Source organism: Domibacillus enclensis, assembly GCF_900156125.1.
In the GTDB taxonomy this organism is placed as follows: domain Bacteria; phylum Bacillota; class Bacilli; order Bacillales; family Domibacillaceae; genus Domibacillus; species Domibacillus enclensis.
The window spans coordinates 524,069-550,192 of record NZ_FTLX01000002.1; the positions used below are offsets into that span (position 1 = coordinate 524,069).

Annotated in this window: 27 protein-coding genes and 1 tRNA gene; 27 read left to right on the top strand and 1 reads right to left on the bottom strand. The window is 47.5% G+C overall.

All coding sequences use genetic code 11. The features are described from left to right. Positions 1 to 269: 269 nt before the first annotated feature. The 16 genes from BW952_RS06345 to BW952_RS06420 all read left to right on the top strand — a co-directional run bounded on the left by BW952_RS06345 (position 270) and on the right by BW952_RS06420 (position 14,853). A complete protein-coding gene (locus tag BW952_RS06345; RefSeq protein ID WP_045851561.1) occupies positions 270 to 1,184 on the top strand; it encodes a DUF4003 family protein in 915 nt (304 codons plus the stop codon). A 124-nt stretch (positions 1,185 to 1,308) separates the two neighbouring features. Next, positions 1,309 to 2,490 carry an ATP phosphoribosyltransferase regulatory subunit gene (locus BW952_RS06350; protein ID WP_045851560.1) on the top strand — a complete coding sequence of 394 codons (1,182 nt, stop codon included), beginning with the start codon at positions 1,309 to 1,311 and terminating at the stop codon, positions 2,488 to 2,490. After that, positions 2,490 to 3,128, top strand: coding sequence for an ATP phosphoribosyltransferase (gene hisG, locus BW952_RS06355; RefSeq protein WP_045851559.1), 639 nt, complete (start codon positions 2,490 to 2,492; stop codon positions 3,126 to 3,128). The genes BW952_RS06350 and hisG overlap by 1 nt, the downstream gene beginning before the upstream one ends. Before the next feature lie 6 nt (positions 3,129 to 3,134). After that, entirely contained in the window at positions 3,135 to 4,400 is a 1,266-nt protein-coding gene (hisD, locus tag BW952_RS06360) for a histidinol dehydrogenase (RefSeq protein ID WP_045851562.1), read from the top strand. A gap of 18 nt (positions 4,401 to 4,418) precedes the next feature. Next, on the top strand, positions 4,419 to 5,012 hold the full coding sequence (hisB, locus tag BW952_RS06365; protein WP_045851558.1) for an imidazoleglycerol-phosphate dehydratase HisB: 594 nt from the start codon (positions 4,419 to 4,421) through the stop codon (positions 5,010 to 5,012). Continuing rightward, a complete protein-coding gene (hisH, locus tag BW952_RS06370; RefSeq protein WP_045851557.1) occupies positions 5,013 to 5,651 on the top strand; it encodes an imidazole glycerol phosphate synthase subunit HisH in 639 nt (212 codons plus the stop codon). Continuing rightward, entirely contained in the window at positions 5,648 to 6,379 is a 732-nt protein-coding gene (hisA, locus tag BW952_RS06375) for a 1-(5-phosphoribosyl)-5-[(5-phosphoribosylamino)methylideneamino]imidazole-4-carboxamide isomerase (protein WP_045851556.1), read from the top strand. Before hisH ends, hisA begins: the two co-directional genes overlap by 4 nt. Continuing rightward, positions 6,376 to 7,134, top strand: coding sequence for an imidazole glycerol phosphate synthase subunit HisF (gene hisF, locus BW952_RS06380; protein WP_045851555.1), 759 nt, complete (start codon positions 6,376 to 6,378; stop codon positions 7,132 to 7,134). The genes hisA and hisF overlap by 4 nt, the downstream gene beginning before the upstream one ends. After that, a complete protein-coding gene (gene hisIE, locus BW952_RS06385; protein ID WP_045851554.1) occupies positions 7,131 to 7,760 on the top strand; it encodes a bifunctional phosphoribosyl-AMP cyclohydrolase/phosphoribosyl-ATP diphosphatase HisIE in 630 nt (209 codons plus the stop codon). The genes hisF and hisIE overlap by 4 nt, the downstream gene beginning before the upstream one ends. A 702-nt stretch (positions 7,761 to 8,462) precedes the next feature. Beyond that, positions 8,463 to 9,974 (top strand): tetratricopeptide repeat protein, encoded by a 1,512-nt coding sequence (locus BW952_RS06390; protein ID WP_045850406.1) that lies wholly within the window; start codon positions 8,463 to 8,465, stop codon positions 9,972 to 9,974. A gap of 100 nt (positions 9,975 to 10,074) precedes the next feature. Then, the gene (trxB, locus tag BW952_RS06395; RefSeq protein WP_045850407.1) at positions 10,075 to 11,028 is read left to right on the top strand and encodes a thioredoxin-disulfide reductase; all 954 of its coding nucleotides are present in this window, start codon (positions 10,075 to 10,077) and stop codon (positions 11,026 to 11,028) included. A 243-nt stretch (positions 11,029 to 11,271) separates the two neighbouring features. Next, on the top strand, positions 11,272 to 11,730 hold the full coding sequence (locus tag BW952_RS06400) for an NUDIX hydrolase (RefSeq protein WP_045850460.1): 459 nt from the start codon (positions 11,272 to 11,274) through the stop codon (positions 11,728 to 11,730). Between the two features lie 22 nt (positions 11,731 to 11,752). Next, a complete protein-coding gene (rapZ, locus tag BW952_RS06405) occupies positions 11,753 to 12,634 on the top strand; it encodes an RNase adapter RapZ (protein ID WP_045850408.1) in 882 nt (293 codons plus the stop codon). After that, entirely contained in the window at positions 12,631 to 13,593 is a 963-nt protein-coding gene (locus BW952_RS06410) for a gluconeogenesis factor YvcK family protein (RefSeq protein ID WP_045850409.1), read from the top strand. The genes rapZ and BW952_RS06410 overlap by 4 nt, the downstream gene beginning before the upstream one ends. Positions 13,594 to 13,621: 28 nt before the next feature. Beyond that, a complete protein-coding gene (whiA, locus tag BW952_RS06415; RefSeq protein WP_045850410.1) occupies positions 13,622 to 14,572 on the top strand; it encodes a DNA-binding protein WhiA in 951 nt (316 codons plus the stop codon). A gap of 17 nt (positions 14,573 to 14,589) precedes the next feature. Further along, positions 14,590 to 14,853, top strand: a complete 264-nt coding sequence (locus BW952_RS06420; RefSeq protein WP_045850411.1) for an HPr family phosphocarrier protein — start codon at positions 14,590 to 14,592, stop codon at positions 14,851 to 14,853. A 248-nt stretch (positions 14,854 to 15,101) separates the two neighbouring features. Here the strand turns inward: BW952_RS06420 and BW952_RS06425 are convergent. Next, a tRNA-Arg gene (locus BW952_RS06425) sits at positions 15,102 to 15,173 on the bottom strand. Positions 15,174 to 15,394: 221 nt separating this feature from the next. Here BW952_RS06425 and clpP point away from each other — a divergent pair. The 11 genes from clpP (at position 15,395) to BW952_RS06480 (ending at position 26,107) form a co-directional block, all read left to right on the top strand. After that, positions 15,395 to 16,000, top strand: coding sequence for an ATP-dependent Clp endopeptidase proteolytic subunit ClpP (gene clpP / locus BW952_RS06430; protein ID WP_045850412.1), 606 nt, complete (start codon positions 15,395 to 15,397; stop codon positions 15,998 to 16,000). A gap of 78 nt (positions 16,001 to 16,078) precedes the next feature. After that, a complete protein-coding gene (rpoN, locus tag BW952_RS06435) occupies positions 16,079 to 17,407 on the top strand; it encodes an RNA polymerase factor sigma-54 (protein WP_231581360.1) in 1,329 nt (442 codons plus the stop codon). Between the two features lie 10 nt (positions 17,408 to 17,417). After that, entirely contained in the window at positions 17,418 to 17,663 is a 246-nt protein-coding gene (locus tag BW952_RS06440; protein ID WP_045850413.1) for a glutaredoxin family protein, read from the top strand. A gap of 153 nt (positions 17,664 to 17,816) precedes the next feature. Further along, positions 17,817 to 18,845, top strand: a complete 1,029-nt coding sequence (locus BW952_RS06445; RefSeq protein ID WP_045850414.1) for a sugar-binding transcriptional regulator — start codon at positions 17,817 to 17,819, stop codon at positions 18,843 to 18,845. Between the two features lie 71 nt (positions 18,846 to 18,916). Continuing rightward, entirely contained in the window at positions 18,917 to 19,924 is a 1,008-nt protein-coding gene (gene gap / locus BW952_RS06450) for a type I glyceraldehyde-3-phosphate dehydrogenase (protein WP_045850415.1), read from the top strand. A 139-nt stretch (positions 19,925 to 20,063) separates the two neighbouring features. Beyond that, positions 20,064 to 21,245 carry a phosphoglycerate kinase gene (locus tag BW952_RS06455; RefSeq protein WP_045850416.1) on the top strand — a complete coding sequence of 394 codons (1,182 nt, stop codon included), beginning with the start codon at positions 20,064 to 20,066 and terminating at the stop codon, positions 21,243 to 21,245. A 27-nt stretch (positions 21,246 to 21,272) separates the two neighbouring features. Further along, entirely contained in the window at positions 21,273 to 22,034 is a 762-nt protein-coding gene (gene tpiA, locus BW952_RS06460; RefSeq protein WP_045850417.1) for a triose-phosphate isomerase, read from the top strand. Then, the gene (gene gpmI, locus BW952_RS06465; protein WP_045850418.1) at positions 22,027 to 23,562 is read left to right on the top strand and encodes a 2,3-bisphosphoglycerate-independent phosphoglycerate mutase; all 1,536 of its coding nucleotides are present in this window, start codon (positions 22,027 to 22,029) and stop codon (positions 23,560 to 23,562) included. Before tpiA ends, gpmI begins: the two co-directional genes overlap by 8 nt. A 15-nt stretch (positions 23,563 to 23,577) precedes the next feature. Further along, on the top strand, positions 23,578 to 24,873 hold the full coding sequence (gene eno, locus BW952_RS06470; RefSeq protein ID WP_045850419.1) for a phosphopyruvate hydratase: 1,296 nt from the start codon (positions 23,578 to 23,580) through the stop codon (positions 24,871 to 24,873). Positions 24,874 to 25,062: 189 nt separating this feature from the next. After that, positions 25,063 to 25,296: a preprotein translocase subunit SecG gene (gene secG, locus BW952_RS06475; protein WP_045850462.1), complete on the top strand. Its 234-nt coding sequence runs from the start codon at positions 25,063 to 25,065 to the stop codon at positions 25,294 to 25,296. Between the two features lie 64 nt (positions 25,297 to 25,360). Next, entirely contained in the window at positions 25,361 to 26,107 is a 747-nt protein-coding gene (locus BW952_RS06480; protein WP_045850420.1) for an alpha/beta hydrolase, read from the top strand. Positions 26,108 to 26,124 lie beyond the last annotated feature (17 nt).

The following is a 26,124-nucleotide window of genomic DNA, read 5'->3' on the forward strand; positions in this document are numbered from 1 at the left end:
TCAGCGGGGCAGGTGAGCTAACTTTTGGAGCGAAGCGACAAAAGTTAGCTCACCGCCCGCCCCTCCGAACGCGAAGTCCTGCAGAAGCCGCTCGAACTGTGTTCGCTCAAGCGCAGTAACTTTGAAAAAGAGAAACTGTCACCTGGTTTTCATAGATACATTCTTATTTCAAGAGCAAAAGACCGTCTTCGATTCAGAGAAGATGGTTTTTTGTGGAACTTTTCAGGTTTATTTTCGTAATGAAAAGAAACGACTTGGGAGGGTTCAAGATGGATATAACGTTGTTGGAACGAAATGCAGAAGTGCTGCGCCAGACAGCGGGGAAGTGGGTTGACAAGCGGCTCGTTCTGCTGACAGCGGCCCAGTTTGCGGCCAGAAACGAGCTCATAAACGGACAAGAATATATGAATTTCTCTGTTAAATTAAAAAAAGCAGGCTCCTTCTTTTCACCGCTTCGCACCATCCATTTTCCAATGGCGGGACTGCTGCTGTCAAAGGAAGGCGATCCTGACGAAATGATCACACATTTACAGAAGCGATATGAAACACTTCGATCAGCCGGGCTTCGATCCTCTCCTTACACATATATTGCGGCATTTTTGCTGGATTCATCCACACACCCGGAGCGCATTAAAAACATTTATAATGAAATGAAGAGGTTCCACGTATTCTTAACCTCTAATGAAGACTATCCTGCCGCTGTTGTCATGGCCAACCGATCTGAAAGCGTGACAGACCTCGTGGATGCGTCGGAAGCTTATTATCGTTTTTTCAACAACCATGGATTCTGGAAGGGAAATGATCTTCAGTTTTTAGCAAACATGCTGGCTGCCAATGGCCTGTATAACGAAAAAACGGCTGAAGCCGTGTTAAACGTGAAGCAGGAGTTTGAAAAAAACGGCTTGAAAATAAAAGGAATGCACTATCCTGCGGTTGGCATGATGGCTTTGTCCGACGATATCGAGGAATGTGTTCAAACGGCGCTTGCTCTGCGGCATTCTCCTGCACTCAAATGGTCAAAGGAGATGGCTGTTACTCTTGCTTCGATTTTCGCTTCACAGGCGATGATCGAATCAGCAGCCGGTTTAACCGCCGCTGTTCAGGCGATGATTCAGTCCCAGCAGGCCGTCCTGGCGGCATCCACTGCCAGTGCAGTAGCGGCGTCCTCTTCTACAGGCAGCTAACCCTTTTTAATTTGAGCACGGTAAGGGGTTGACGTGAATTGTCAGAACCGTTAAACTACATTTAATAAACCTTTAGTACATTAGCGAACTAAAGTAAAATACAAACGATCGGGTGATAAAATAGATGTCAAAGCTGTTAATGTTTGAAAAGCCGGTGGGGATGCGCGATACGCTTCCGCACATTTATGAAACGAAACGCAAGGTAAAAGAGGCAGCTGAGCGTGCAATGAGAAGCTGGGGCTACCGTTTCATCGAAACACCTGCACTTGAATATTACGAAACAGTGGGCGATGCGTCTGCGATTTTGGATCGCCAGCTGTTTAAGCTGCTTGACCAGCAGGGAAATACACTCGTATTGCGTCCGGATATGACGGCGCCTATTGCGCGGGTAGCAGCGGCGAAATTGCTTAAGGAGCGTGTACCGCTTCGTCTCGCGTATTCAGCGAGCGTCTACCGCGCTCAGCAGCGTGAAGGCGGACGGGCAGCTGAATTTGAACAAATCGGCGTTGAAATGATTGGAGATGACACGATCAGTGCGGACGCGGAAGTGATCGCTCTGCTTGTTTCTGTCATGAAGGAAGCGGGACTTGAGCGGTTTCAGCTGTCACTCGGCCATATTCGCTTCACAGACGAGCTATTCCGCCAAATTCTCGGGACAGAAGATCGTGCCGAACAGCTGCGCCGCTTTTTATACGAAAAAAATTATGTCGGCTACCGTGAGCATGTGAAAAGCCTGGCGCTGTCATCGATTGACAAGCAGCGGCTGCTTCAATTTTTAAATCTGTCAGGCGGCCTGGACTGTCTCGATGAAGCAGTGAAATTGATCGAAGGAACGGCAGGCATTGAAGCGCTGGATGAGTTAAAAACCGTCTACAGCCGCCTGCAGGAGTTCGGCGTTGATGAGTATGTGACGTTCGATCTGCCCCTTGTCAGCCATATGAGCTACTACACGGGTCTTGTATTTGAAGTGTATGCTGATGGTGTCGGGGCGCCGGTTGGCAATGGTGGTCGCTACAATGACCTTCTTGAGAAGTTTGGACGTCCTGCGGGAGCAACAGGGTTTGGCCTTCGCGTGGATTTCTTATTGGAAGCACTGGAGCAGCTTGAAGAAGAAGCGGGTGTTCATTGTGTTTTATTCAGCAATGAGCGGCGCGTCGAAGCGATCCAGGAAGCGCAAAAACGCCGCGCAGCAGGAGAAGACGTTCTTCTTCAAGACGTGGCGGGTGTAGAAGATGTTGATACCTTTACCCAAACGTGCAAAAGTGTGACGTTTTTTGTCGGTAAATCAACAGGGGGGACCGAATAATGTCAATGCTAACAATTGCGATGCCGAAAGGCCGGATTTTTGAAGAAGCGGCAGCGCTCATGCGGGAAGCCGGCTACAAGCTTCCTCTTGAGCTGGACGAGTCGCGCAAACTGATTATTGAAGTACCGGAAGAAAACATGCGCTTTTTCCTAGCGAAGCCGATGGATGTTGCCACTTATGTTGAGCACGGTGTTGCTGATGTCGGCATTGCCGGCAAGGATGTGTTACTGGAAGAAGAACGCGATGTGTACGAGCTGCTTGATTTGAAAATCAGTCCTTGCTACCTCGCCGTGGCAGGGCTTCCGGATACATCTTTAAATGAAGTAGCGCCGAAAATTGCGACGAAATATCCAACTGTTGCATCTGCATATTTCCGTGAAATAGGCGAGCAGGTGGAAATCATTAAGCTGAATGGTTCCATTGAGCTGGCGCCGTTAATCGGCTTGTCAGACCGAATCGTGGATATTGTGTCAACGGGTCAAACGCTTCGTGAAAACGGGCTTGTTGAATACGAAACGATTGTAGAGATCACGTCACGCCTCGTTGTGAATCCTGTGAGCTACCGGATGAAAAACAAGGAGATTTCAACGTTCGTCAGCCGTTTAACCGAGACGATTGAAGAAAAGGCGGTGCAATAAGCGATGATCAAAATCGAACAAGTAACAACAGGACTTTCTATTAAACGTTCGGTTGATGCCGGCACAGACGAGCAGCAGCGCATCGTACGGGATATCGTCCAGGACGTTCGTCATAACGGAGACCGGGCACTTTTCGCGTATACCGAAAAGTTCGATGGCGCGAAATTGTACAGCTTAAAGGTGACGCAGGAAGAAATCAATGAAGCGTACGAAGCGCTTGATGACCAGATGATTAAAATCATTCGCGAAGCCGCACAGAACATCGCGGACTTTCATGCAAAGCAAAAGCGTGAAACGTGGCTGTATACAAATGCAGACGGCTCTGTTTTCGGCCAGAAGATGACGCCGCTTGATTCAGCCGGTGTATACGTGCCGGGCGGAACCGCTGCATATCCTTCTTCTGTTTTAATGAATGTCATGCCAGCTAAAACGGCAGGCGTGGAGCGCATTGTGATGGTTTCTCCTCCTGGAAAAGACGGGCGGCTGCCGGCTGGCGTGCTGGTCGCCGCAGACATTGCAGGTGTGAAGGACATTTTTAAAGTGGGCGGTGCACAGGCAGTGGCGGCGCTTGCCTACGGGACGGAATCGATCAAAGCAGTGGACAAAATTACCGGGCCGGGCAACATCTTTGTCGCGCTGGCGAAAAGAGACGTGTTCGGTGATGTGGACATTGATATGATTGCCGGTCCGAGTGAAATTGCCGTTCTGGCAGATGAAACAGCTTCTGCAAAAGAAGTGGCGGCTGATATGCTGTCCCAGGCTGAGCATGATACGCGCGCGTCAGCCGTTTTAGTGACTACGTCTGAAAGCCTGGCACAGGGTGTTGCGGATGAGATTGAAAAGCAGCTTGCAACATTGCCAAGAGCGGACATTGCACGTCCATCGATTGAACAGCACGGAGCGATTTATATTGCTTCCTCAATGAAAGAAGCGATTCAAACGATTAATGAGATCGCACCGGAGCACCTTGAAGTGATAACTGAAAATGCGCTTGACTATGTAAAAGACATTAAGCATGCCGGCGCCATTTTTGTCGGACGTTTTTCATCAGAGCCGGTAGGCGATTATTTCGCCGGACCGAACCACGTGCTGCCGACAAACGGAACAGCCCGGTTTTCTAGTCCTTTAAGCGTCGATGACTTTATGAAAAAATCAAGCATCATTATGTACAGCAAGGAATCGTTTGACAAGCACGGGGCGAAAATCGCTGCTTTCGCACGGCTTGAAGGATTAGAAGGACATGCCCGCGCCATTGAAGCGCGTAACGAATAAAGAGAGAAGGCGGAGAAAATGGGAAATCGGAATGCGGAACTGAAACGCTATACAGGTGAAACAAAAATTGATTTAGCCTTTGAAGTGGACGGCGAAGGAAAATCGGATATTCAAACAGGCGTCCCGTTTATGGACCATATGCTGGATTTGTTTACACGCCACGGTCATTTTGATTTGACGGTGAAGGCGGATGGCGATGTGGAGGTAGATGATCATCATACAACAGAGGACATTGGCATCGTGCTTGGCATGGCGCTGAAGGAAGCGCTTGGCGACAAAAAAGGCATTAAGCGCTACGGAAATTTTTTCGTCCCAATGGATGACACGCTTGCGCAGGTGGTCGTCGATTTAAGCAACCGGCCGCATTTTGAAATTCGCGGAGCTGATTTTCCATCTCAAAAGGTCGGCACATTTGATACCGAGCTTGTGCATGAATTTTTATGGAAATTTGCGCTGGAAGCACGAATGAATCTTCATGTCATTATCCACTACGGAACAAATACGCATCATATGATTGAAGCGGTCTTTAAAGCGATGGCGCGTGCGATTGACGAAGCGGTGACGATTGACCCGCGTGTGAAAGGCGTACCGTCAACGAAAGGGATGTTGTAAATGATCGGCATTATTGATTATGGCATGGGCAACCTGTTCAGTGTATCAAAGGCACTGGAGCGGATTGGCGTCCCGTATATAATCAGCGATTCCCCGGAAGAGCTGAACAAAACAAAAGGGGTTATTTTGCCCGGTGTAGGTGCCTTTAAAGATGCGATGGCCCGGCTTCAGGAAAAAGAACTGGACCAGTTTATTCATCAATATGTCGACAGCGGACGCCCGCTTTTGGGCATTTGCCTCGGCATGCAGCTTCTGTTTGAAGAAAGCGAAGAAAACGGACGCTTTCAAGGGCTGGGACTGCTGAAGGGACGGATTGTACGCATTCCGGACCGTGATCAAAACGGAGAACGCCTGAAGGTGCCGCACATGGGCTGGAACAAGCTTCATTTCCATCAGGAGGCACCGGTTCTTCATGACATTCAGGACGGCTATGTGTACTTTGTACATTCTTATTATGCGGACGGCATCGATGAACAAGCGCTGCTCGCGAGTGCGGAATATGGGGTGCAGGTACCGGCTGTTGTCGGGCAGGGAAATGTATCCGGTATGCAGTTTCACCCGGAAAAAAGCAGCGCAACCGGCATGCAGCTGTTAACGAATTTTGCGAAAGCGATGGAACGATCGGAGGAACTACTATGAGTTTTGTTATTTACCCGGCAATCGACATGCGCGGCGGCAAGTGTGTCCGCCTCGTGCAGGGCGATTATGATCAGGAAACTGTATACGGCGACTCACCGTTTGATATGGCGAAATCGTTTGTGGAGCAGGGTGCCGAATGGATTCATATGGTTGATTTAGATGGAGCAAAGGATGGCCAGCGCGTAAACGATACATTTGTCATTGAAGCAGCACAAAAGCTTAACGCCAAAGTACAGATCGGCGGCGGCATCCGCACAGAAGAAGACGTCCTTCATTATTTGAATAATGGCGTAGACCGTGTCATTATCGGAAGCCTTGCGGTAAAAGAGCCGGACCTTGTGAAAGAATGGCTTCGTACATATGGAGATAAAATCGCGATTGGCCTCGATGCAAAGGACGGCTTCGTCGCGACACACGGCTGGCTGGAAACATCCAGTGTTAAAGCGGTTGACCTGGCAAAAGAATTTGCTGAAGCGGGCGCTGAGACCTTTATTTTCACAGACATTGCGAACGATGGCATGCTGTCGGGACCGAATACAGAAGCAACAGCTGAACTGGCGCGTGAAACGGGCAAAAGCGTGATTGCATCAGGCGGCGTCAGCTCACTGGATGATCTGCGCGCGTTGGCGGCCTTTAAGAAAGAGGGCTTGTCAGGCGCTATTTGCGGAAAGTCGATTTATACAGGCCGTTTTACAGTGAAGGAAGCGCTCGAGGTGGCTGGCGAATGATGACGAAACGGATCATCCCATGCCTTGATGTAAAGGAAGGACGCGTTGTAAAAGGCGTTCAGTTTGTCGAGCTTCGCGATGCCGGTGATCCGGTCGAGCTTGCTCGTGTGTATGATGAGCAGGGTGCAGATGAACTTGTTTTCCTCGATATTTCAGCGTCAGTAGAAGGGCGCAAAACGATGGTCGATGTTGTGCAGGCGGTGGCATCGGAGCTGGCGATTCCATTTACTGTCGGCGGCGGCATTAACGCACTCGACGACATGAAACGGATTTTACGTGCGGGCGCGGATAAAGTATCATTAAACACAGCGGCTGTAAACAATCCGGCTTTAATTAATGAAGGTGCCGCGTTTTTCGGCTCGCAGTGTATTGTCATTGCGATTGACGCCAAGTATGATGAATCGATCGGTACGTGGCGCGTGTATACGCACGGCGGCCGGACACCGACAGAACGTACTGTGCTGGACTGGGCCGAGGAAGCAGTGGAGCGGGGCGCCGGCGAAATTTTGCTGACGAGCATGGATGAAGACGGCAGCAAAGCAGGGTTCGATCTTGCGCTGACCAAAGCAGTTGGTGATGCCGTATCGGTTCCGGTGATCGCCTCAGGCGGTGCCGGGAACGCACAGCACTTTTTGGATGTGTTTACAGAAGCAAAGGCTGATGCAGCGCTTGCGGCTTCTATTTTCCACTATAAAGAAACAGGCGTTGGAGAAGTCAAACAATTTTTGCGAAATGCAGAGGTGAATGTCCGATGATGGACGAAGTGAAATTTGATGAAAAAGGGCTCGTCCCTGCGATCGTGCAGGATGCAACAACGTATGAAGTGCTGACACTTGCATATATGAATAAAGACTCTCTTCAAAAAACGATGGAAACGGGCGAAACGTGGTTCTGGAGCCGTTCGCGACAAGAGCTGTGGAACAAGGGCGCGACAAGCGGAAACACGCAAAAAGTGGTGTCTATGCAGTTTGACTGCGATAAGGACGCGATTGTCGTAAAAGTGGAACCAGCTGGACCTGCCTGCCATAAAGGCACGACAAGCTGCTTTGAAGCCCCTTTTTACGGAGATGACAATGTCTCTCTTCCATACTCCATTTTGCAGCAGCTGGAGCAGGTGATCGCAGACCGCGAGAAAAACCGTCCGGAAGGCGCGTATACGACGTACTTGTTTGAAAAAGGCGTCGATAAGATTTTAAAGAAGGTCGGGGAAGAAGCAGCCGAGGTTATTATTGCGGCCAAAAACCGCGACAAGGAAGAATTGCAATGGGAAGCAGCGGACTTGCTGTACCACTTGCTCGTTCTGCTTCGTGAGCAGGACCTGGCACTCGACGACGTCCTATCCGTCCTCGCCCGCCGCCACGAAGGCAAAGATAAAGAATAACAGCTTGAAAGAAAAGCCGGTCTTGTCCAAGACCGGCTTTTCATGATGTTAAAAAAGAATTTGTCAGTGAAAAACAGGTGAAAATCCACTTTTTCAAAGCTACCGTGCTTGCACGAGCAAAGTCCGGGCGGTGAGCTAACTTTTGGAGCACGACGCTCCAAAAGTGGATCTCACCTTCCCCGCTGATCCCTCCCGAGTCTCCGTCCTGCGCCAGCCGCCCTTAGTGTGGAGGACAAGCAGCTGGTAGAACCTAAAATTAAGCTTTCTAAATGCGAAACAACAAACCACTCTCAATTATTCGTGTGAAAAAAGAAAAGGGTCTTCTTATATAACCACTTGTTAGACATTGAAAACAAGCCGTTCTCAAGCTTTATATCCTCCCTGTTTTATCAGAACCGCAACGGGCGCAGGGGGGCCGGCGGAGACTTCCATGTGACGAGCGGACAGGCTGAAACAGCCACGCACTTTGGGCTGGTTCAGCGTTCGCCACATAGAAAAGCGGAGCCGGCAGCCCGGAGCCCCTGTGTGTGCTTTTCCAGAAAAAAGAAGAATCAAGGCTTTCAGTTACCAGATCGTACGAATTCAAGGGCTGACCTCCCTGTTATGCTTCAGCCTTTTTTTGTATTCAAATGCGCCTACTTTTCTCAACGTACGTATGATATACTACATAAGTTAATCATATAGAACGTACGGAGGATTTTCATGGAGAATGACTCAATTCGCCGGAATCAAAAAGAGAATGTTGTCTCGTTTTTTCCGACAGGAGAGTTTTATTATATAAAAGGAATGAAGTCGCTTGAAAAAAGGGACTTGCCAAAAGCGAAAAAGTATCTTTCACGGGCAATGGACCTCGAGCCGCTGGAGCCGGTTATTGCCTGCCAGCTCGCCATTGTGGAAACAGAGCTTGGTCATTATGAGCAGTCAAACGGCTTGCTCCATTTTGTGTTAGAAGACCTTGATCCGCATATGACGGAGTGCCATTACTTTCTTGCTAATAATTACGCGCATATCGGTTCGTTCAAGGAAGCATACCGGCACGCTCAAATGTATCTTGATCTCGACAAGCAGGGAGAGTACAAGGAAGACGCGGAGGATTTGCTGGATTTAATTACACTCGACAGCGATGAGGCGTTTGAAGATTTATCTGAGCAGGACGATATGATGGAGCTGCAGGAGGAGTCGAGGTATTTGCTTGAAAGCGGGCATTTCGCTAAAGCAGCCGCGCATTTGGAGGAGGCTGTGCAGAAATATCCGGATTTCTGGGCGGCCTACAACAATTTGGCACTCGCATATTTTTATCTGGGTCAGTCTGAAAAAGCGCACGGTGTGCTGGAGGATGTGCTGGAGCGAAATCCAGGAAACCTGCATGCGATCTGCAACAAGATTGTGTTTTATTTTTACGAAAAAAAGCAGGAGCAGCTGGACGATTTAGCGGATCAATTGGTGAAAATCCAGCCGCTCATTCCAGACCAGCAATTTAAAATTGGTGCTACCTTTGCGCTGATCGGCCGGTATGACGATGCGTTCCGCTGGCTGAAAAAGCTTCAGCGAAATGGGTTTGAAGGAGAAGCGGGGTTTTATTACTGGCTTGCTTATGCCGCACATCACACCAATCATCCGCAAACCGCAAAGTCTGCCTGGGAAAAGGTCATCCGCAACAGCCCTGAAAAAGAAGGTCTTGAGCCGTGGAGCACCTCCGGCAGCGCAGATGAAATCGAACGGAATGTGACAGAAATCGTTTCGTATTTAAACGGGGAGCGGGAGGAAGAACGGCTTTTTGGTCTTTTTTTGCTGTCGCTGTCAGCTGACCAAAAGGAAGTAATGACGCATCCGGACTTTTGTGATATTGACGAATTGCAGCCGCATGAAAAGATATACATGGCGAATAGTCTGGGCATGCCGGTTGATGACTCGCTGCTCGTTGAAATGAACACGAGACTTGCGCACGAAACGGCTTTGATTTTGTACAGGCACTTTCGTCCGCTTCGAAAGGAAGAAGCGGGCCTGCTGCTCATGTGGTTTTCGATTTTTCTGGAGCTGCAGTATCAAAAGGTGAACATGTCAAAACCGGCCGGACTCGCTGCAGCAGTTGAATACGTCTGGCGAAAACTTCGCGGTGAGCCGTTTAGCCAGGCGGAAGCCGGGGAAAAATATAGCGTATCGGTTTCGACTGTGCAAAAATACGCGAAATTTATTCGAGAACACCTTCTTTGAGCAGAATGATAGACGAAGTGAATGAAATTCAGTACGATAAAAGTATCAACTCATAAATACGAATAAGGGTATTTATTTTGACCATAAAGGAGAGTTCATTATGACAGCTGAAGAAAAAGTATATGACGTTATCATTATCGGCGCGGGTCCTGCAGGAATGACCGCTGCTGTGTATACATCGCGTGCGAATCTGTCTACATTAATGATTGAGCGCGGCGTTCCGGGCGGACAAATGGCCAATACGGAAGAAGTGGAAAACTATCCGGGTTATGATCACATCTTGGGCCCTGAGCTATCAACAAAAATGTTCGACCACTCAAAAAAATTCGGCGCAGAATATGCGTATGGTGATATTAAATCCATCACGGACGGCAAAGAATACAAAACCATTAATGCCGGGTCTAAACAGTACAAGGCGCGTGCGATCATTATTACGACCGGTGCCCAGTACAAGAAAATCGGCGTGCCCGGTGAAAATGAACTCGGCGGCCGCGGTGTATCCTACTGTGCGGTATGTGACGGGGCATTCTTTAAAGAAAAAGACCTTGTTGTCGTCGGCGGCGGCGATTCTGCCGTGGAGGAAGGCGTTTATTTAACACGATTCGCTAAAAAAGTAACGATCGTGCATCGGCGTGATGAGCTTCGTGCGCAAAAGATTTTACAGGACCGCGCATTTGCCAATGAAAAGGTAGACTTTATCTGGAGCCATACCGTAAAGGAAATCAACGAAAAAGACGGCAAAGTCGGCGGCGTGACGCTTGTTTCAACGGAAAACGGCGAAGAGCGCGAATTCCCTGCTGATGGAGTGTTTATTTACATCGGAATGGTGCCATTAACGAAGCCATTTTTGGATCTTGGCATCACGAATGATGAAGGCTATATCGTAACGAACGAAAAAATGGAAACCAAAATTCCTGGTATATATGCCGCGGGTGACGTTCGCGAAAAAATGCTTCGTCAGATTGTTACGGCAACAGGCGACGGCAGTATTGCGGCACAGGCAGCTCAGCATTTCATTGAAGAATTAAAAGAAGAGCTGGGTGTCAAAGCGTAATCAACTTTTTACGTTCTCGTCATCATTTTGACATATGCGGGTGGTATAGTAAGAGAGTAATCAAACTGCCCCCTGCAGCTTTTTTACACAGGACTGTCTCAGCATGAGGCAGTCCCTTTTTTGTGCGCGAATAAAGAGAACGAAGAATGCTTTTCGAAAAGAACACCCGGCACCGTTGCGGATCTTCACCTCTACCTTTATAATAAAGGAAATATCTGTTGGCAGTTTGATGGGGGTGTTATTGTGCAGCGTGTCACAAATTGTGTTCTAATGAGAGACGGACAAGTGCTTTTAATGCAAAAGCCGCGCCGCAACTGGTGGGTAGCGCCAGGGGGGAAAATGGAGCCGGGTGAATCCGTGCGTGATGCGGTGATTCGAGAATACCGTGAAGAAACCGGCCTTTATTTGCGAAATCCGAATGTGAAGGGAATCTTCACCTTTATTATTAAAGATGGCGAAAAAGTAATGGACGAATGGATGATGTTTACTTTTTTCGCTGATCAGGCAGACGGCAGCCCTCTCACGGTGACAAGAGAAGGGGATTTATACTGGAAGCCGATTGAAGAATTAAAGGAGCTTCCGATGGCGGAGGGAGATCGTCATTTGCTCGAATACATGGTGCACGGAACGGGTCTTTTATATGGCGCTTTTACGTATACACCGGAATTTGAATTAATATCTTATCGTTTAGACCCAAGTTGAATGTGAAGAAAGGGGAATGAATATGGAGAATGATGTGCAGCTTGTGATTATAACAGGTATGTCCGGTGCCGGGAAAACGGTCGCGGTGCAAAGCTTTGAGGATCTCGGCTTTTATTGCATGGATAACCTGCCGCCCACGCTGCTGCAGCCATTTTTGACGCTCATGAAGGATTCGGGTCAAAAGCTGAAAAAAGTAGCGATTGTGATGGACATGCGGGGCCGTGAGTTTTTCGACCACCTGCAAACCGCCCTTGACGAAGCGGCGGAAACACTGAATGCCGCCCCGCGGGTGCTTTTTTTAGATGCTGAAGACGAAGTGCTCGTGCGCCGGTATAAAGAAACGCGCCGGACACATCCACTTTCCCGTGATGACCGGCCGCTTGACGGTATTCATCAGGAACGGGAACTGCTGAATGATCTGCGTGGACGGGCCAATATGATTGTTAATACGTCTAAGCTAAAGCCAAAGGATTTACGTGAAAATATTATGCGGGAATTTTCACCGAATAAACAGGCGTCGTTTACGGTGAATGTCATGTCGTTTGGCTTTAAGCACGGTCTTCCCATTGACGCAGATCTCGTGTTTGACGTGCGGTTTTTGCCCAATCCGCATTATATTGAGCATATGCGGCCGAGAACGGGTCTTGAAGCGGATGTAGCGGAGTATGTAATGAAGTGGAACGATACGCAGAAATTTTTAGAAAAAGTGACCGATTTGCTGACGTTCATGATTCCTCATTATAAAATGGAAGGAAAAGCACAGCTCGTGATCGCCATCGGCTGTACAGGCGGACAGCACCGTTCTGTTGCACTGTCTGAGTATCTGGCGAACTACTTTAAGGATGACTTCAAAACGCGGGTGACACACCGTGATATCGATAAGCGAAAGGCTGCAAAGGCATGACAGAGACGCCACAGCCAAAGGTCGTGATCATCGGAGGCGGGACAGGTCTTTCTGTCCTGCTGAGGGGCTTAAAGCGCCATCCGATCGATTTAACGGCCATTGTCACCGTTGCAGATGATGGAGGAAGCTCAGGCAGGCTCCGCACCGAGCTGAATATTCCGCCGCCTGGCGATATTCGCAATGTTCTCGCGGCGCTTTCAGATGTAGAGCCGCTTGTTGAATCGCTGTTTCAGCACCGCTTTTCAGCCAATAACGAATTATCCGGCCATGCGCTAGGCAACTTAATGATTGCCGCTATGTCGTCCATTACAGGCGATTTTGGCCATGCAATTCAGGAAATGAGCCGCGTGCTGAATGTCCGCGGCAAGGTGCTGCCTGCTGCGAATCAAAGTGTCGTGCTTCATGCCGAAATGGAAGATGGCACGATCGTGTCAGGCGAATCGAAAATTCCGTACTCCGGCAAAAAAATCCGGCATGTGTTTTTAACGCCGGAGAAAATTGAACCGCTTCCAGAAACCATTCGGTCGATTCGCGAAGCAGATATGATTATATTGGGACCAGGAAGCTTGTACACAAGCATTCTTCCCAATTTGCTCGTTCCGGGCATTGGAGAAGAAGTATGTGCATCAACCGCAAAGAAGGTGTACATTTGCAACTTGATGACCCAGGCAGGGGAAACGCTGGATTTCACCGCCTCTGATCACGTTCGGGCGATTTATGACCACATGAAATGTGCGTTTATGGATACCATTTTGGTGAACAAAGAGCCGGTGCCGGCTGATATACAAGAGCTTTACAAAGAAGAAATGGCGAAGCCCGTCATTTACGATGTGGATCGGCTGAAGGAGCTTGGCTTGAATGCCATCTTTGATGATATTCTCACGTTTGAGCATTCAGCGATTCGACACGATACGGCGAAAGTCGCTGACATACTGGTGCGCCTCATCCCGAAACGGTAAACGGACATCATGAGAGGAGTAGATAATGATGTCTTTTGCATCAGAAACAAAAAAGGAACTGACGACGATTGAAACGAGCGGGTGCTGCACGAAAGCCGAGCTGTCCGCATTAATTCGGATGAATGGCTCTCTTTCCTTTTCAAATCGACAGCTTGTCGTCAATATTCAAACGGAAAATGCGGCCATTGCCCGCCGTATTTACGTACTCATTAAACGGAATTACGAAGCACAGGTTGAACTGCTCGTCCGAAAGAAAATGCGCTTGAAAAAAAATAATGTATATATTGTCCGGTTAAAAGAAAAAGCAAAGCACATCCTCGAAGACCTCGGTATTGTAGAAGATGGTTTTGCCTTTGTTTATCAGATTTCTGACCGGATTACAGCGAAGGATTGCTGCCGGCGGGCTTATTTAAGAGGAGCCTTCCTGGCAGGAGGATCGGTGAATAATCCGGAAACCTCTTCTTATCATCTCGAAGTGTTTTCGATGTACGAAGAGCATAATGAAGCACTTTGCTCGCTTATGAATACATTCGGCTTAAACGCCAAAACGCTCGAACGCAAAAAAGGGTTTATTACGTATTTGAAGGAAGCAGAAAAAATATCCGATTTCTTTAGCATCACAGGAGCGCACAGTGCACTTATGCGCTTTGAAGACGTCCGCATCGTCCGGGATATGAGAAACTCAGTGAACCGGCTGGTGAACTGTGAAACTGCCAATTTGAATAAAACGATCGGTGCGGCATTACGCCAGGTCGAAAATATAAAGTTTATTGATCAAACCGTCGGACTCGGCATTTTGCCTGACCGTTTGCGTGAAATAGCAGAGCTGAGGGTGCTTCATCAGGATGTGACATTAAAGGAATTGGGTGAAATGGTGTCCGGGTCTGCCATCAGCAAATCAGGCATCAATCACCGCCTTCGCAAAATAGATGAAATCGCGGACAAAATCCGAGCCGGTGAAGTGGCATTGGAAAAATAAAAAAGGACGTGGCGCGCATGGCAGAAAAAACAGTACAGGTTCAATTGAAATCCGGCTTGCAGGCGAGACCTGCTGCCCTATTCGTTCAAGAAGCCAACCGGTTTAACGCCGAGATTTTTCTTGAAAAAGACGGAAAGAAAATCAATGCAAAAAGCATTATGGGCATCATGAGCCTGGCGCTGAGCAATGGCGAAGAAGTCACCATCAGCGCAGAAGGCCGTGACAGTGAGGAAGCGGTCAATACGATGGCCGCGCTGGTTGAGCGGGAAGAGTGGATGTAACAAAAATGAAGAGTCCTGCCAAATGAGGCAGGACTCTTTGTGTATAGCAGCGACGAGATGGTAGGAAGAATCGAGTCCAAATAACAGCTGAAGTGACCGATAATTGCCCTGATCTGACCGGTAAAACACTTTTACCGGTCAGATCAATTCGTTTATCAGTCACATCTTCGTCTTTACCGGTCATAAAGGAACTATCCGTACATAGAAAAAACCCGCCAGCTTTTCAAAAAGACGGCGGGTTTTTGGTACGTCCTCGATAGGAATCGAACCTATATTTCAAGCTTCGGAGGCTTGCGTGCTATCCGTTGCACCACGAGGACATGTGTTTTGTAGTACAATTTAAGATTATAGAGGAAGCCCTGTAGAAAAGCAATAGTCAGTTGAAAAAATATTCACAGAAAGAAAAAAACGCTTGTTTAGCAGGATTTTCGAAGGGAAAAGAAGAAAACGTACAAAGAAGAAAGCATAATGTTTGACCTTCATTGACCTTGAATTGTATGATGGTGAAACAATACAGTTATTCATAAGGAGGAACCACAGTATGAACTTAATTCCTACAGTTATTGAACAGACAAATCGCGGTGAGCGCGCGTATGACATTTATTCACGACTATTAAAGGACCGCATCATTATGCTTGGAAGCGGCATTGATGATAATGTAGCCAATTCAATCGTAGCCCAGCTTTTGTTCCTTGAAGCGGAAAATCCGGAGAAGGACATTTCTATTTATATTAACAGCCCGGGCGGAAGCATCACAGCGGGTATGGCGATTTACGATACAATGCAGTTTATCAAGCCGGATGTTCAAACGATTTGCATCGGTATGGCGGCGTCAATGGGTGCCTTCCTTTTGGCAGCTGGAACGAAAGGCAAGCGCTATGCCCTTCCGAACAGTGAAGTCATGATTCACCAGCCGCTTGGCGGAGCGCAGGGACAGGCGACTGAAATTGAAATTGCAGCAAAACGCATTTTGTTCCTTCGTGAAAAATTAAACGGAATCCTGTCAGAACGCACAGGCCAGCCGCTTGAAGTCATTTCGCGTGATACAGACCGCGATAACTTTATGACAGCTGAGCGTGCAAAAGAATATGGTCTTGTTGATCATATCGTTACACGCAGCGAAGCCACTCAAAAAGAAGACAAATAATGCTAGCGCGAGACCTGCTGCGGCAGGTCTTTTTTTTTACACACCCAAACTGTATAATAACATTGAGGGAGTGATACGATGAATATGCAGATGAAGCCGGGGCTCTGGCAGCAGCAGTCGATGAAGCTTGCTATGACACAAGAGCTGACTCAGGCAATTGCACTGCTCCAGTACTCTGCGCAGGAACTGGCGGAGTTTTTAGAAGTCAAGGCTGTGGAGAACCCATTTATCCAGCTGAAAGAACCAGATTTGAAAGCGCTTTATAAAAAAGAGCGTATTCAATCATCCCAAAAACCGGCCCAAAAAAGCGGGATTGAGCATATTGCAGATGACTCCTATACAATCGCCGATTACGTGAAGACACAATTTCAACTGATCGACCTGCCTGATACAGATAAACGCATCCTTGTCTTTCTTTTGGATAACATGGATGAGAACGGATATATAGCCATTAGCCAGAAAGAAGCAGCCCGTCTGCTGAATGAAAAGGAGCAGGCTGTCCGGTCTGTCATGGAGCAGATTAAGCAGATGGAGCCGGCCGGAATTGGCGCGCAGAATTTGCAGGAATGTCTTCTTTTGCAGGCGGAGCGGTGTCTCGATGCACCATTCCTGGCAGAATTGATCCTGCGCAACCACTTTACAGCGTTTGCGAACAAAACATGGAAGCCGCTCGCCAAAGCGCTGAGTGTGGAATTAAAAGAGATTCAGCAGGCAGCGGACTTTATTAAAACGTTAAACCCGAAGCCAGGAGCACTTTTTCATCAAAGTTCGTCTTCTTACGTACGTCCGGATCTTTCTGTCACGCTGTCAGGTGACGTTATTGACGTGCATTTGCTTGATGACGATTTGCCAAAGGTCGTTTTCGAAAAAGAATATTTTAATGAAATGGCTTCATATGCAGACAAAGAAGTGAAGCAGTTCGTGAGGGAAAAGGAAAAGGATTATCAGTGGCTGATGAGAAGTCTGGAACAGCGTCAGCAGACGATTCAGCGTGTTGGATTAAAAATTGTGGAAAAGCAGCGCCGCTTTTTTTTCGAAGGTCCCGGATCGCTTCAGTCTTTAACGATGAAAGAAGTAGCGGACGAATTATCTATACATGAATCGACTGTCAGCCGCACGGTCCGTGGCAAATACATGCAGACGCCGTATGGCACATATGAATTAAAAGCTTTTTTTCCATCCGGGATGACTGCATCGCAGGAAAACGGGGAGGGAGCTTCCTCCAGTCAAATAAAGGTCCGCATTCAAGAACTAGTATCAGGGGAGGATAAGAGAAAGCCTTTATCGGATCAAGTGATTTGTTCCGCACTGCTTGAAGAAGGGCTTGTGGTTTCAAGGCGCACTGTGGCAAAATACCGGGAGCAATTAAACATCCCCTCTTCCTCAAAGCGGAAGCGATACGAATAAAGGAGCGACTATGAACATCGATTTTTACACACGGCCGGGCTGTCACCTGTGCGAGGAAGCGAAACTCATCGTTCAGCTGATTGCGGATGACCTGGGCCTTTCCATACAAGAAAAGAACATTGAAGAAAAAGACGAATGGACGGAAGCCTACGGATTAATGATTCCTGTTTTGCAGGCAGAAGAAGAAATCATTGCTTACGGTCACGTCGATTACGCCGATGCCTTCATGAAACTGAAACGAAAAATTAACAAATAATTTAAACAAATAACGGTCTGTTTTCGTTGATTTTTAAATACTGCCCTGCTACAATGAAGTTGTGAGCAGGGAAATTTTTTTTGGCCGAGTGGGACACTTAGTGTTTTGCTTGGGACGAAATGAAACCCAAAAGACCGAAGAGGAGCTCGGAATATGAAACCAATTTTGAATATTCAACAGCAGCTCGTACCGGACCTGCTTGACATTATGCAAAAACGCTATCGTCTTTTGCAGGCGGTCCGGATTGCCGGGACAGCGGGACGGCGAACGCTTGCCCAGTCACTCGGTATGACCGAACGCGTCGTCAGAAGCGAAGCGGAGTTTTTGAAAGAACGCGGATTACTCGATTTCAGTGCATCTGGCATGAAATTAACAGAATCGGGTATGGATGTTGTGAGGGAGCTTGAAGAACTGATGCTGGAGCTTAAAGGCATTGATTCTATGGCAGAAGAATTAAAATCCCGCTATCATCTATCAGAAGCTGTTATTGTGCCGGGCAATTGCGACGAATCGGAATTCGTGAAGAAATCCATCGGTGAAGCATGTGTCAGCCGTATAAAGAGCCGTCTCAGCGGAAAGACTATCATCGCTGTAACGGGAGGCTCAACGATGGCTGAAGCGGCCCGTACGATGAAACCGGATTTCGCAGAAGGAAAGAACGTATTATTTGTGCCGGCACGAGGCGGAATTGGCGATGATGTCCGCAATGAAGCAAATACCGTCGCCGCATTAATGGCACAAAGTACAAACGGTTCACACCGTGTTCTGTACGCCCCGGAGCGGATTAGCCCGGATGTGCGTGAGTCCTTGCTGCAGGAGCCGGCCATCAAGGAAGCCGTTAGCATGATTCAGTCAGCCGACATCGTTCTTCATGGGATCGGCAATGCGATCTCAATGGCAAAACGCCGGAAGTCGCCGGAAGCTGAACTGTCAATGCTCGAAAGTCAGGAAGCGGTAGCAGAAGCATTTGGCTACTACTTCAACAAGGAAGGCGAAGTGATTCAAAAATTATCAACAATCGGCTTGAAACTCGAAGATTTACAGCATGCAAAAGTCGTGATTGCGGCAGCAGGCGGTGCATCAAAAGGAAAAGCGATTCGTTCATATTTAAACGGATCACCGAAGCTTGATATTCTTGTGACGGATGAAGCAGCGGCACGGGAATTGCTTGACCAGGAATAACTTAATGCGAACACCCGGCAGTTCAAAATGGACTGGCGGTTTGATAAACAAATTTGAGGAGGAAAACACTCATGGCAGTAAAAATTGGTATTAATGGTTTTGGACGTATTGGACGTAACGTATTCCGCGCAGCACTTAAAAATCCGGAAGTTGATGTAGTAGCAATCAACGACCTTACAGATGCAAATATGCTTGCACACCTATTGAAATACGATACAGTTCACGGCACACTTGACGCAGACGTAACAGTTGATGGCGATACAATCGTTGTAAACGGCGAGCGCGTAAAAGTAACAGCTGAACGCGATCCAGCTCAAATTCCTTGGGGAGCAAACGGCGCAGAAGTTGTTGTAGAATCAACTGGCCGTTTCACGAAGCGTGCAGACGCTGCGAAACACCTTGAAGGCGGAGCGAAAAAAGTCATCATCTCTGCTCCGGCATCTGATGAAGATATCACAATCGTTATGGGTGTTAACGAAGATAAATACGATGCAGCTAACCACCAGGTTATTTCAAATGCATCTTGTACGACAAACTGCCTGGCTCCATTTGCAAAAGTATTGAACGAAAAATTCGGTATCGTTCGCGGAATGATGACGACTGTTCACTCTTACACAAATGACCAGCAAATTCTTGACCTGCCGCACTCTGACTACCGTCGTGCTCGTGCAGCAGCTGAGAACATGATCCCAACATCTACAGGTGCAGCGAAAGCCGTTTCTCTTGTGCTTCCTGAATTGAAAGGCAAACTAAACGGTATGGCAATGCGTGTTCCAACTCCAAACGTATCTGTTGTTGACCTTGTTGCTGAATTGAAGAAAGATGTAACAGCTGAAGAAGTAAATGCAGCGCTTCAAGAAGCAGCTGAAGGCGATTTGAAAGGCATTCTTGCTTACACTGAGCTTCCGCTTGTATCTTCTGATTACAATGGCTCAACAGCTTCTTCAACAATCGATGCTCTTTCAACAATGGTTATGGAAGGCAACATGATTAAAGTTCTTTCTTGGTACGATAACGAGAACGGCTACTCAAACCGCGTTGTTGACCTTGTTGACTACATCGCGAAAAAAGGTCTTTAATTTAAAACACGCTGTTTTTCAGGCTTCGGCTTGGAAATCAACAGTTCACCATCTATAATGAAAAGGTGAAACGGGGAGCGGGATTCAATCCCCGCTCCCTTTTTTTTGTCTGTCAACCAATGATATGGAGGTCTTCTCAATGAACAAAAAATCGATTAAAGATCTGGATCTGAAGGGCAAACGCGTTTTTTGCCGTGTTGATTTCAATGTGCCGATGAAGGATGGAGAAGTGACAGATGATACACGCATTCGTGCGGCACTTCCGACGATTCAATATTTATCTGAGCAAGGTGCAAAAGTCATTTTAGCGAGCCATCTTGGCCGTCCAAAAGGTGAAGTCAATGAAGAAATGCGCCTGACAGCTGCCGGCAAGCGTTTGGAAGAATTGCTTGGCCAGCCTGTCGTGAAAGTGGACGAAGCATACGGAGAAAGCGTTCAGGCAGCGATTGCTGAGTTGAATGAAGGCGGCGTTTTACTTCTTGAGAATGTTCGTTTCTACCCTGGCGAAGAGAAAAACGACGAAGCGCTTGCGAAAGAATTCGCAGCACTTGCTGATGTGTATGTAAATGATGCATTTGGTGCGGCTCACCGTGCGCACGCTTCAACAGAAGGCATTGCGAAATTCCTTCCGTCTGCATCGGGTCTTTTAGTTCAAAAAGAATTGGACGTACTCGGCAAAGCGTTGTCGGATCCGGAACGCCCATTCACAGCGATTATCGGCGGGGCAAAGGTAAAAGACAAAATCGGTGTCATTGATCACCTTCTAGATAAAGTCGACAACTTGATTATCGGCGGCGGTCTTGCTTACACATTTGTGAAGGCGCTTGGCCATGAAGTCGGCAAGTCTCTTCTTGAAGAAGACAAAATCGATCTTGCAAAGCAGTTTATGAAAAAAGCAGAGGACAAAGGTGTTAAATTCTTAATGCCGGTAGATGTAACGGTAGCGGATGATTTTGGTGAGCACGCAAACACAAAAATCGTACCAATCGATGAAATCCCGGCTGACTGGGAAGCACTTGACATCGGTCCAAAAACGATCGAACTGTATGCTGAAACGATTAAGAACTCGAAGCTTGTCATCTGGAATGGACCGATGGGCGTATTTGAATTAGATAAATTCGCTAAAGGAACAAAAGGCGTGGCAGAAGCGCTGGCACAGTCTAATGCCTATTCCGTGATCGGCGGCGGTGATTCGGCAGCAGCAGTTGAGAAATTCAATCTTGCTGATCAAATGAGCCACATTTCAACAGGCGGCGGTGCATCATTAGAGTTTATGGAAGGCAAAGAACTTCCGGGCGTAACAGCACTAGACGACAAGTAATGTTAAAAGTTGGAGGGAGATTTATTCATGCGTAAACCAATTATTGCAGGAAACTGGAAAATGAATAAAACGCTTGGCGAAGCACTTGAATTCGCAAACGATGTAAAAGGGAAAGTACCATCTTCAGAAAAAGTAGACAGTGTGATTGGTTCTCCGGCGCTGTTTCTTGGTCAGCTTGTAGAAGCAGCAAAAGGAACAGAACTGAAAATCAGTGCGCAAAATGCTCACTTTGAAGACAATGGGGCATTCACTGGCGAAACAAGCCCGAAAGCATTAAAAGACCTTGGTGTAGAGTATGTCATTATCGGCCACTCAGAACGCCGTGAACTATTTGCCGAAACTGATGAATCAGTAAACAAAAAAGCAAAAGCGATTATTAACCATGGCATGACGCCAATTATCTGCTGCGGCGAAACATTGGAACAGCGTGAAGCTGGTGAAACAAATGCATTTGTTTCAGGCCAAATTAAAGCAGCGCTTGACGGATTGTCTGAAGAGCAAGTGAGCGAATCTGTTATCGCCTATGAGCCAATTTGGGCAATCGGTACAGGCAAATCATCCTCATCAGCTGATGCGAATGAAGTGTGCAAAGAAATCCGTGAAACCGTTCGCGGTCTTTACTCAGATAAAGCGGCAGATGCAGTCCGCATTCAATACGGCGGCAGTGTAAAGCCTGAAAATATTGCTGAATATATGGCACAGCCAGACATCGACGGCGCATTAGTCGGCGGCGCGAGCCTGGACGCGGCTTCATACCTTGCTTTACTGGAGGCTGTAAACAATGGCTAAAGGACCGGTTGCGCTCATTATTCTCGACGGGTTCGCCTGCCGGGCGGAAACGAGCGGAAATGCGGTCGCACAGGCTAATAAGCCGAATTTCGACCGTTACTGGAATCAATTCCCTCATGCACAGCTAACAGCAAGCGGCGAAGCGGTGGGTCTTCCGGACGGACAAATGGGCAATTCAGAAGTAGGCCACATGAACATTGGAGCAGGGCGTGTTGTGTACCAGAGCTTAACGCGCATCAACATTGCGATTCGCGATGGAGAGTTTTTTCAAAATGAGCAGTTTTTAAAAGCGGCAGCTTATGCGAAAGAAAACGGCACAGCCCTACATTTGTTCGGCTTGCTTTCTGATGGCGGTGTACATAGCCATATTGACCATTTAAAAGCACTTCTTGAATTTGCGAAACAGCAAAACCTTGAAAAAGTATACGTTCACGCTTTCTTAGACGGACGGGATGTAGGTCCGAAAACAGCCAAAGGGTATATTGAAGACGTACAGTCGAAAATGGACGAGCTGGGTGTTGGGCAGTTTGCGACCATTTCAGGGCGTTATTACGCAATGGACCGCGACAACCGCTGGGATCGTGTGCAAAAAGCATACGATGCGATTGCGCAAAACGATGCACCGAAGTTTCATGATCCGCTAGAAGCGCTGGAAGCTTCTTATGCGGCAGGTGTAGCAGATGAATTTTTCGTTCCGACGGTGATCACGGATAAGGAAGGCCAGCCTGTAGCGAAAGTGCAGAATAACGACGCTGTTATTTTATTTAACTTCCGTCCGGACCGCGCGATCCAATTGGCGAATGTCTTTACAAATGAAGAATTTCAAGGCTTCGACCGTGGAGAGTTCCTTCCGAAAAACTTGTTCTTCGTGTGCATGACGCCTTATTCAGGAACTGTAAAAGGCGTGATTGCGTACAACAAAACGGATTTAACGAATACGGTTGGAGAAGTGCTTTCAAATCATAATCTCCGTCAGCTCCGTATTGCAGAAACGGAAAAATATCCGCACGTTACGTTCTTTATGAGCGGTGGGCGTGAAGGAGAATTTCCGGGCGAGACACGCATTTTAGTGAACTCACCGAAAGTCGCAACATACGACCTGCAGCCAGAAATGAGCGCTTATGAAGTGACGGACGCGTTGCTTGCTCAAATTGAAGGCGATAAGCAGGATGCGATCATCTTAAACTTTGCCAACCCGGATATGGTTGGGCATTCTGGAATGCTTGAACCGACTATTAAAGCGGTGGAAACAGTTGATGAATGCTTAGGGCGAGTGGTAGACTTAATCTTGGCAAAGGGCGGCACAGCGATTATTACAGCTGACCATGGCAATGCCGATGAAGTGATCACGGTTGATGGAAACCCAATGACCGCTCATACGACGAATCCGGTGCCAGTGATAGTCACAAAAGAGGGCGTAACACTGCGCGATGGAGGAATCCTGGGCGATTTGGCTCCAACAATGCTTGATTTATTGAACGTGGAACAGCCAGTTGAAATGACTGGAACATCATTAATCCAAAAATAAGGGAGAGACTAAACCATGCCAGTAATTACAGACGTTTATGCACGCGAAGTACTTGACTCACGCGGCAATCCAACGATTGAAGTAGAAGTATACACAGAATCAGGCGCATTCGGCCGCGCACTTGTTCCATCAGGTGCCTCTACAGGTGAATACGAAGCAGTAGAACTTCGTGACGGCGATAAAGGCCGCTACCTTGGCAAAGGTGTTGAGCAGGCTGTTAAAAATGTAAATGAAGTGATTGCACCAGAAATCGTGGGCAGCTTTGTTGTGACAGATCAAATCGGCATCGATAAAGCAATGATTGAGCTTGACGGTACAGAAAACAAAGGCAAGCTTGGCGCCAACGCCATTCTTGGTGTATCGATGGCAGTTGCTCATGCAGCGGCAGACTACCACGGCGTTTACCTTTATGAATATCTTGGCGGCGTAAACGGCAAGCAGCTTCCAGTTCCGATGATGAACATCGTAAACGGCGGCGAGCATGCAGATAACAACGTTGACATTCAAGAATTTATGATCATGCCTGTAGGCGCGCCTACATTTAAAGAAGCGCTTCGTATGGGCGCAGAAATCTTCCACAACCTGAAAGCCGTTCTTCATGAAAAAGGCTTGAACACAGCGGTTGGAGATGAAGGCGGATTTGCACCAAACCTTGGTTCAAATGAAGAAGCTCTTCAAACGATCATTGAAGCAATTGAAAAAGCAGGCTATAAGCCAGGCGAAGAAATCAAATTGGCTATGGATGCTGCTTCTTCTGAGTTCTACAACAAAGAAGACGGCAAATACCATCTTTCAGGTGAGGGCGTTGTGAAAACATCGGCTGAAATGGTTGACTGGTACGAAGAAATGGCAAACAAATACCCAATCGTTTCAATCGAAGACGGTTTGGACGAAAACGACTGGGATGGCCACAAGCTATTGACAGAGCGCCTTGGCGACCGTGTTCAGCTTGTTGGAGATGACTTGTTCGTGACAAACACGAAGAAATTGTCTGAAGGCATTAAAAACGGGGTAGGCAACTCAATCCTCATCAAAGTAAACCAAATCGGTACATTGACTGAAACATTTGATGCAATCGAAATGGCAAAACGTGCAGGCTACACAGCGGTTATCTCTCACCGTTCTGGTGAAACAGAAGATGCAACAATTGCGGATATCGCTGTTGCAACAAACGCTGGCCAAATTAAAACAGGTGCACCGTCTCGTACAGACCGTGTAGCGAAATACAACCAGCTTCTTCGCATTGAAGATAACCTGGCTGAACTTGCACAGTACCTTGGAAATGACACGTTCTACAACTTGAAAAAATAATTGCTTCTAACATAAAGAAAAGCAGCGGCAGCATGCAGACAGGTGATCTTAAGGGGGTTGCCTGCTGCATCTTGCCTTGCGGAAGCTAGAAAAAAGCCCGGTCGCCGCCGGGCTTTTTTGCGTATGTGTTCCTCATATGGTACAATGTTCTTAACTATGAGTTCGTCTTTAATGGAGGGTAACATTATGTTGCATACAGTGCTTATTGTACTGCTCGTGATTGTAGCGATTTCGCTCATCGCGGTTGTTTTGCTGCAATCAGGAAAAAGCGCAGGGCTTTCCGGTGCGATTTCCGGTGGTGCAGAGCAGTTATTCGGAAAACAGAAAGCGCGGGGTCTTGATCTTGTGCTGCATCGCTTAACCGTCGTGTTGTCTGTCTTGTTTTTCGTTTTAACCATTGCGCTTGCTTACTTTGGTTTGTAATTAAAAAGGCGATTCGGCTGAATCGCCTTTTTTGTATGGAGATATAACGAAAGGAACGATAAAAATGAAATTAACATTGCCAGAACCGTTTACTTTTGAAGCAGGAAAACGTGCTGTCTTGCTGCTGCACGGATTTACGGGAAATTCATCGGACGTGCGCATGATTGGCCGTTTCCTTGAGAAAAATGGCTACACGTCACACGCACCTCATTACAAAGGACATGCTGTGCCGCCGGAGGAGCTTGTGAAAACAGGGCCTGAAGACTGGTGGGAGGACGCCTTGAATGGCTACCAGCATCTTGTTGATCTCGGGTATGAAGAAATCGCCGTTTGCGGCCTGTCGCTCGGTGGTGTTTTTAGCTTGAAACTCGGTTATACTAAGCCTGTAAAGGGTATTGTTCCAATGTGTGCACCAATGACGATGAAAGACGAACAAACGATGTACAATGGAGTGGTGGAATACGCGCGGGGATTTAAAAAGTTTGAAGGAAAATCCGCTGACATTATTGAAGAAGAAATAAAGGCATTTAAGCAAACACCGATGAATACATTAAACGCGCTTCGTGACCTTGTTCAAGATGTTAGAAACCATATTGATCACATATACGCTCCTGTTCTCGTTGTGCAGGCACGGCAGGATCAGATGATCGATACAAACAGCGCCAACATTATTTATGAAGGCGTCGAAACTGATGAGAAGCAGCTGAAGTGGTATGAACAATCCGGCCACGTCATTACACTTGATAAGGAAAAAGAGCAGCTTCATAAGGACATACTCGAATTTCTTGAACAGCTTGACTGGACAGTGTAAACGGAGCCACAGAGGAG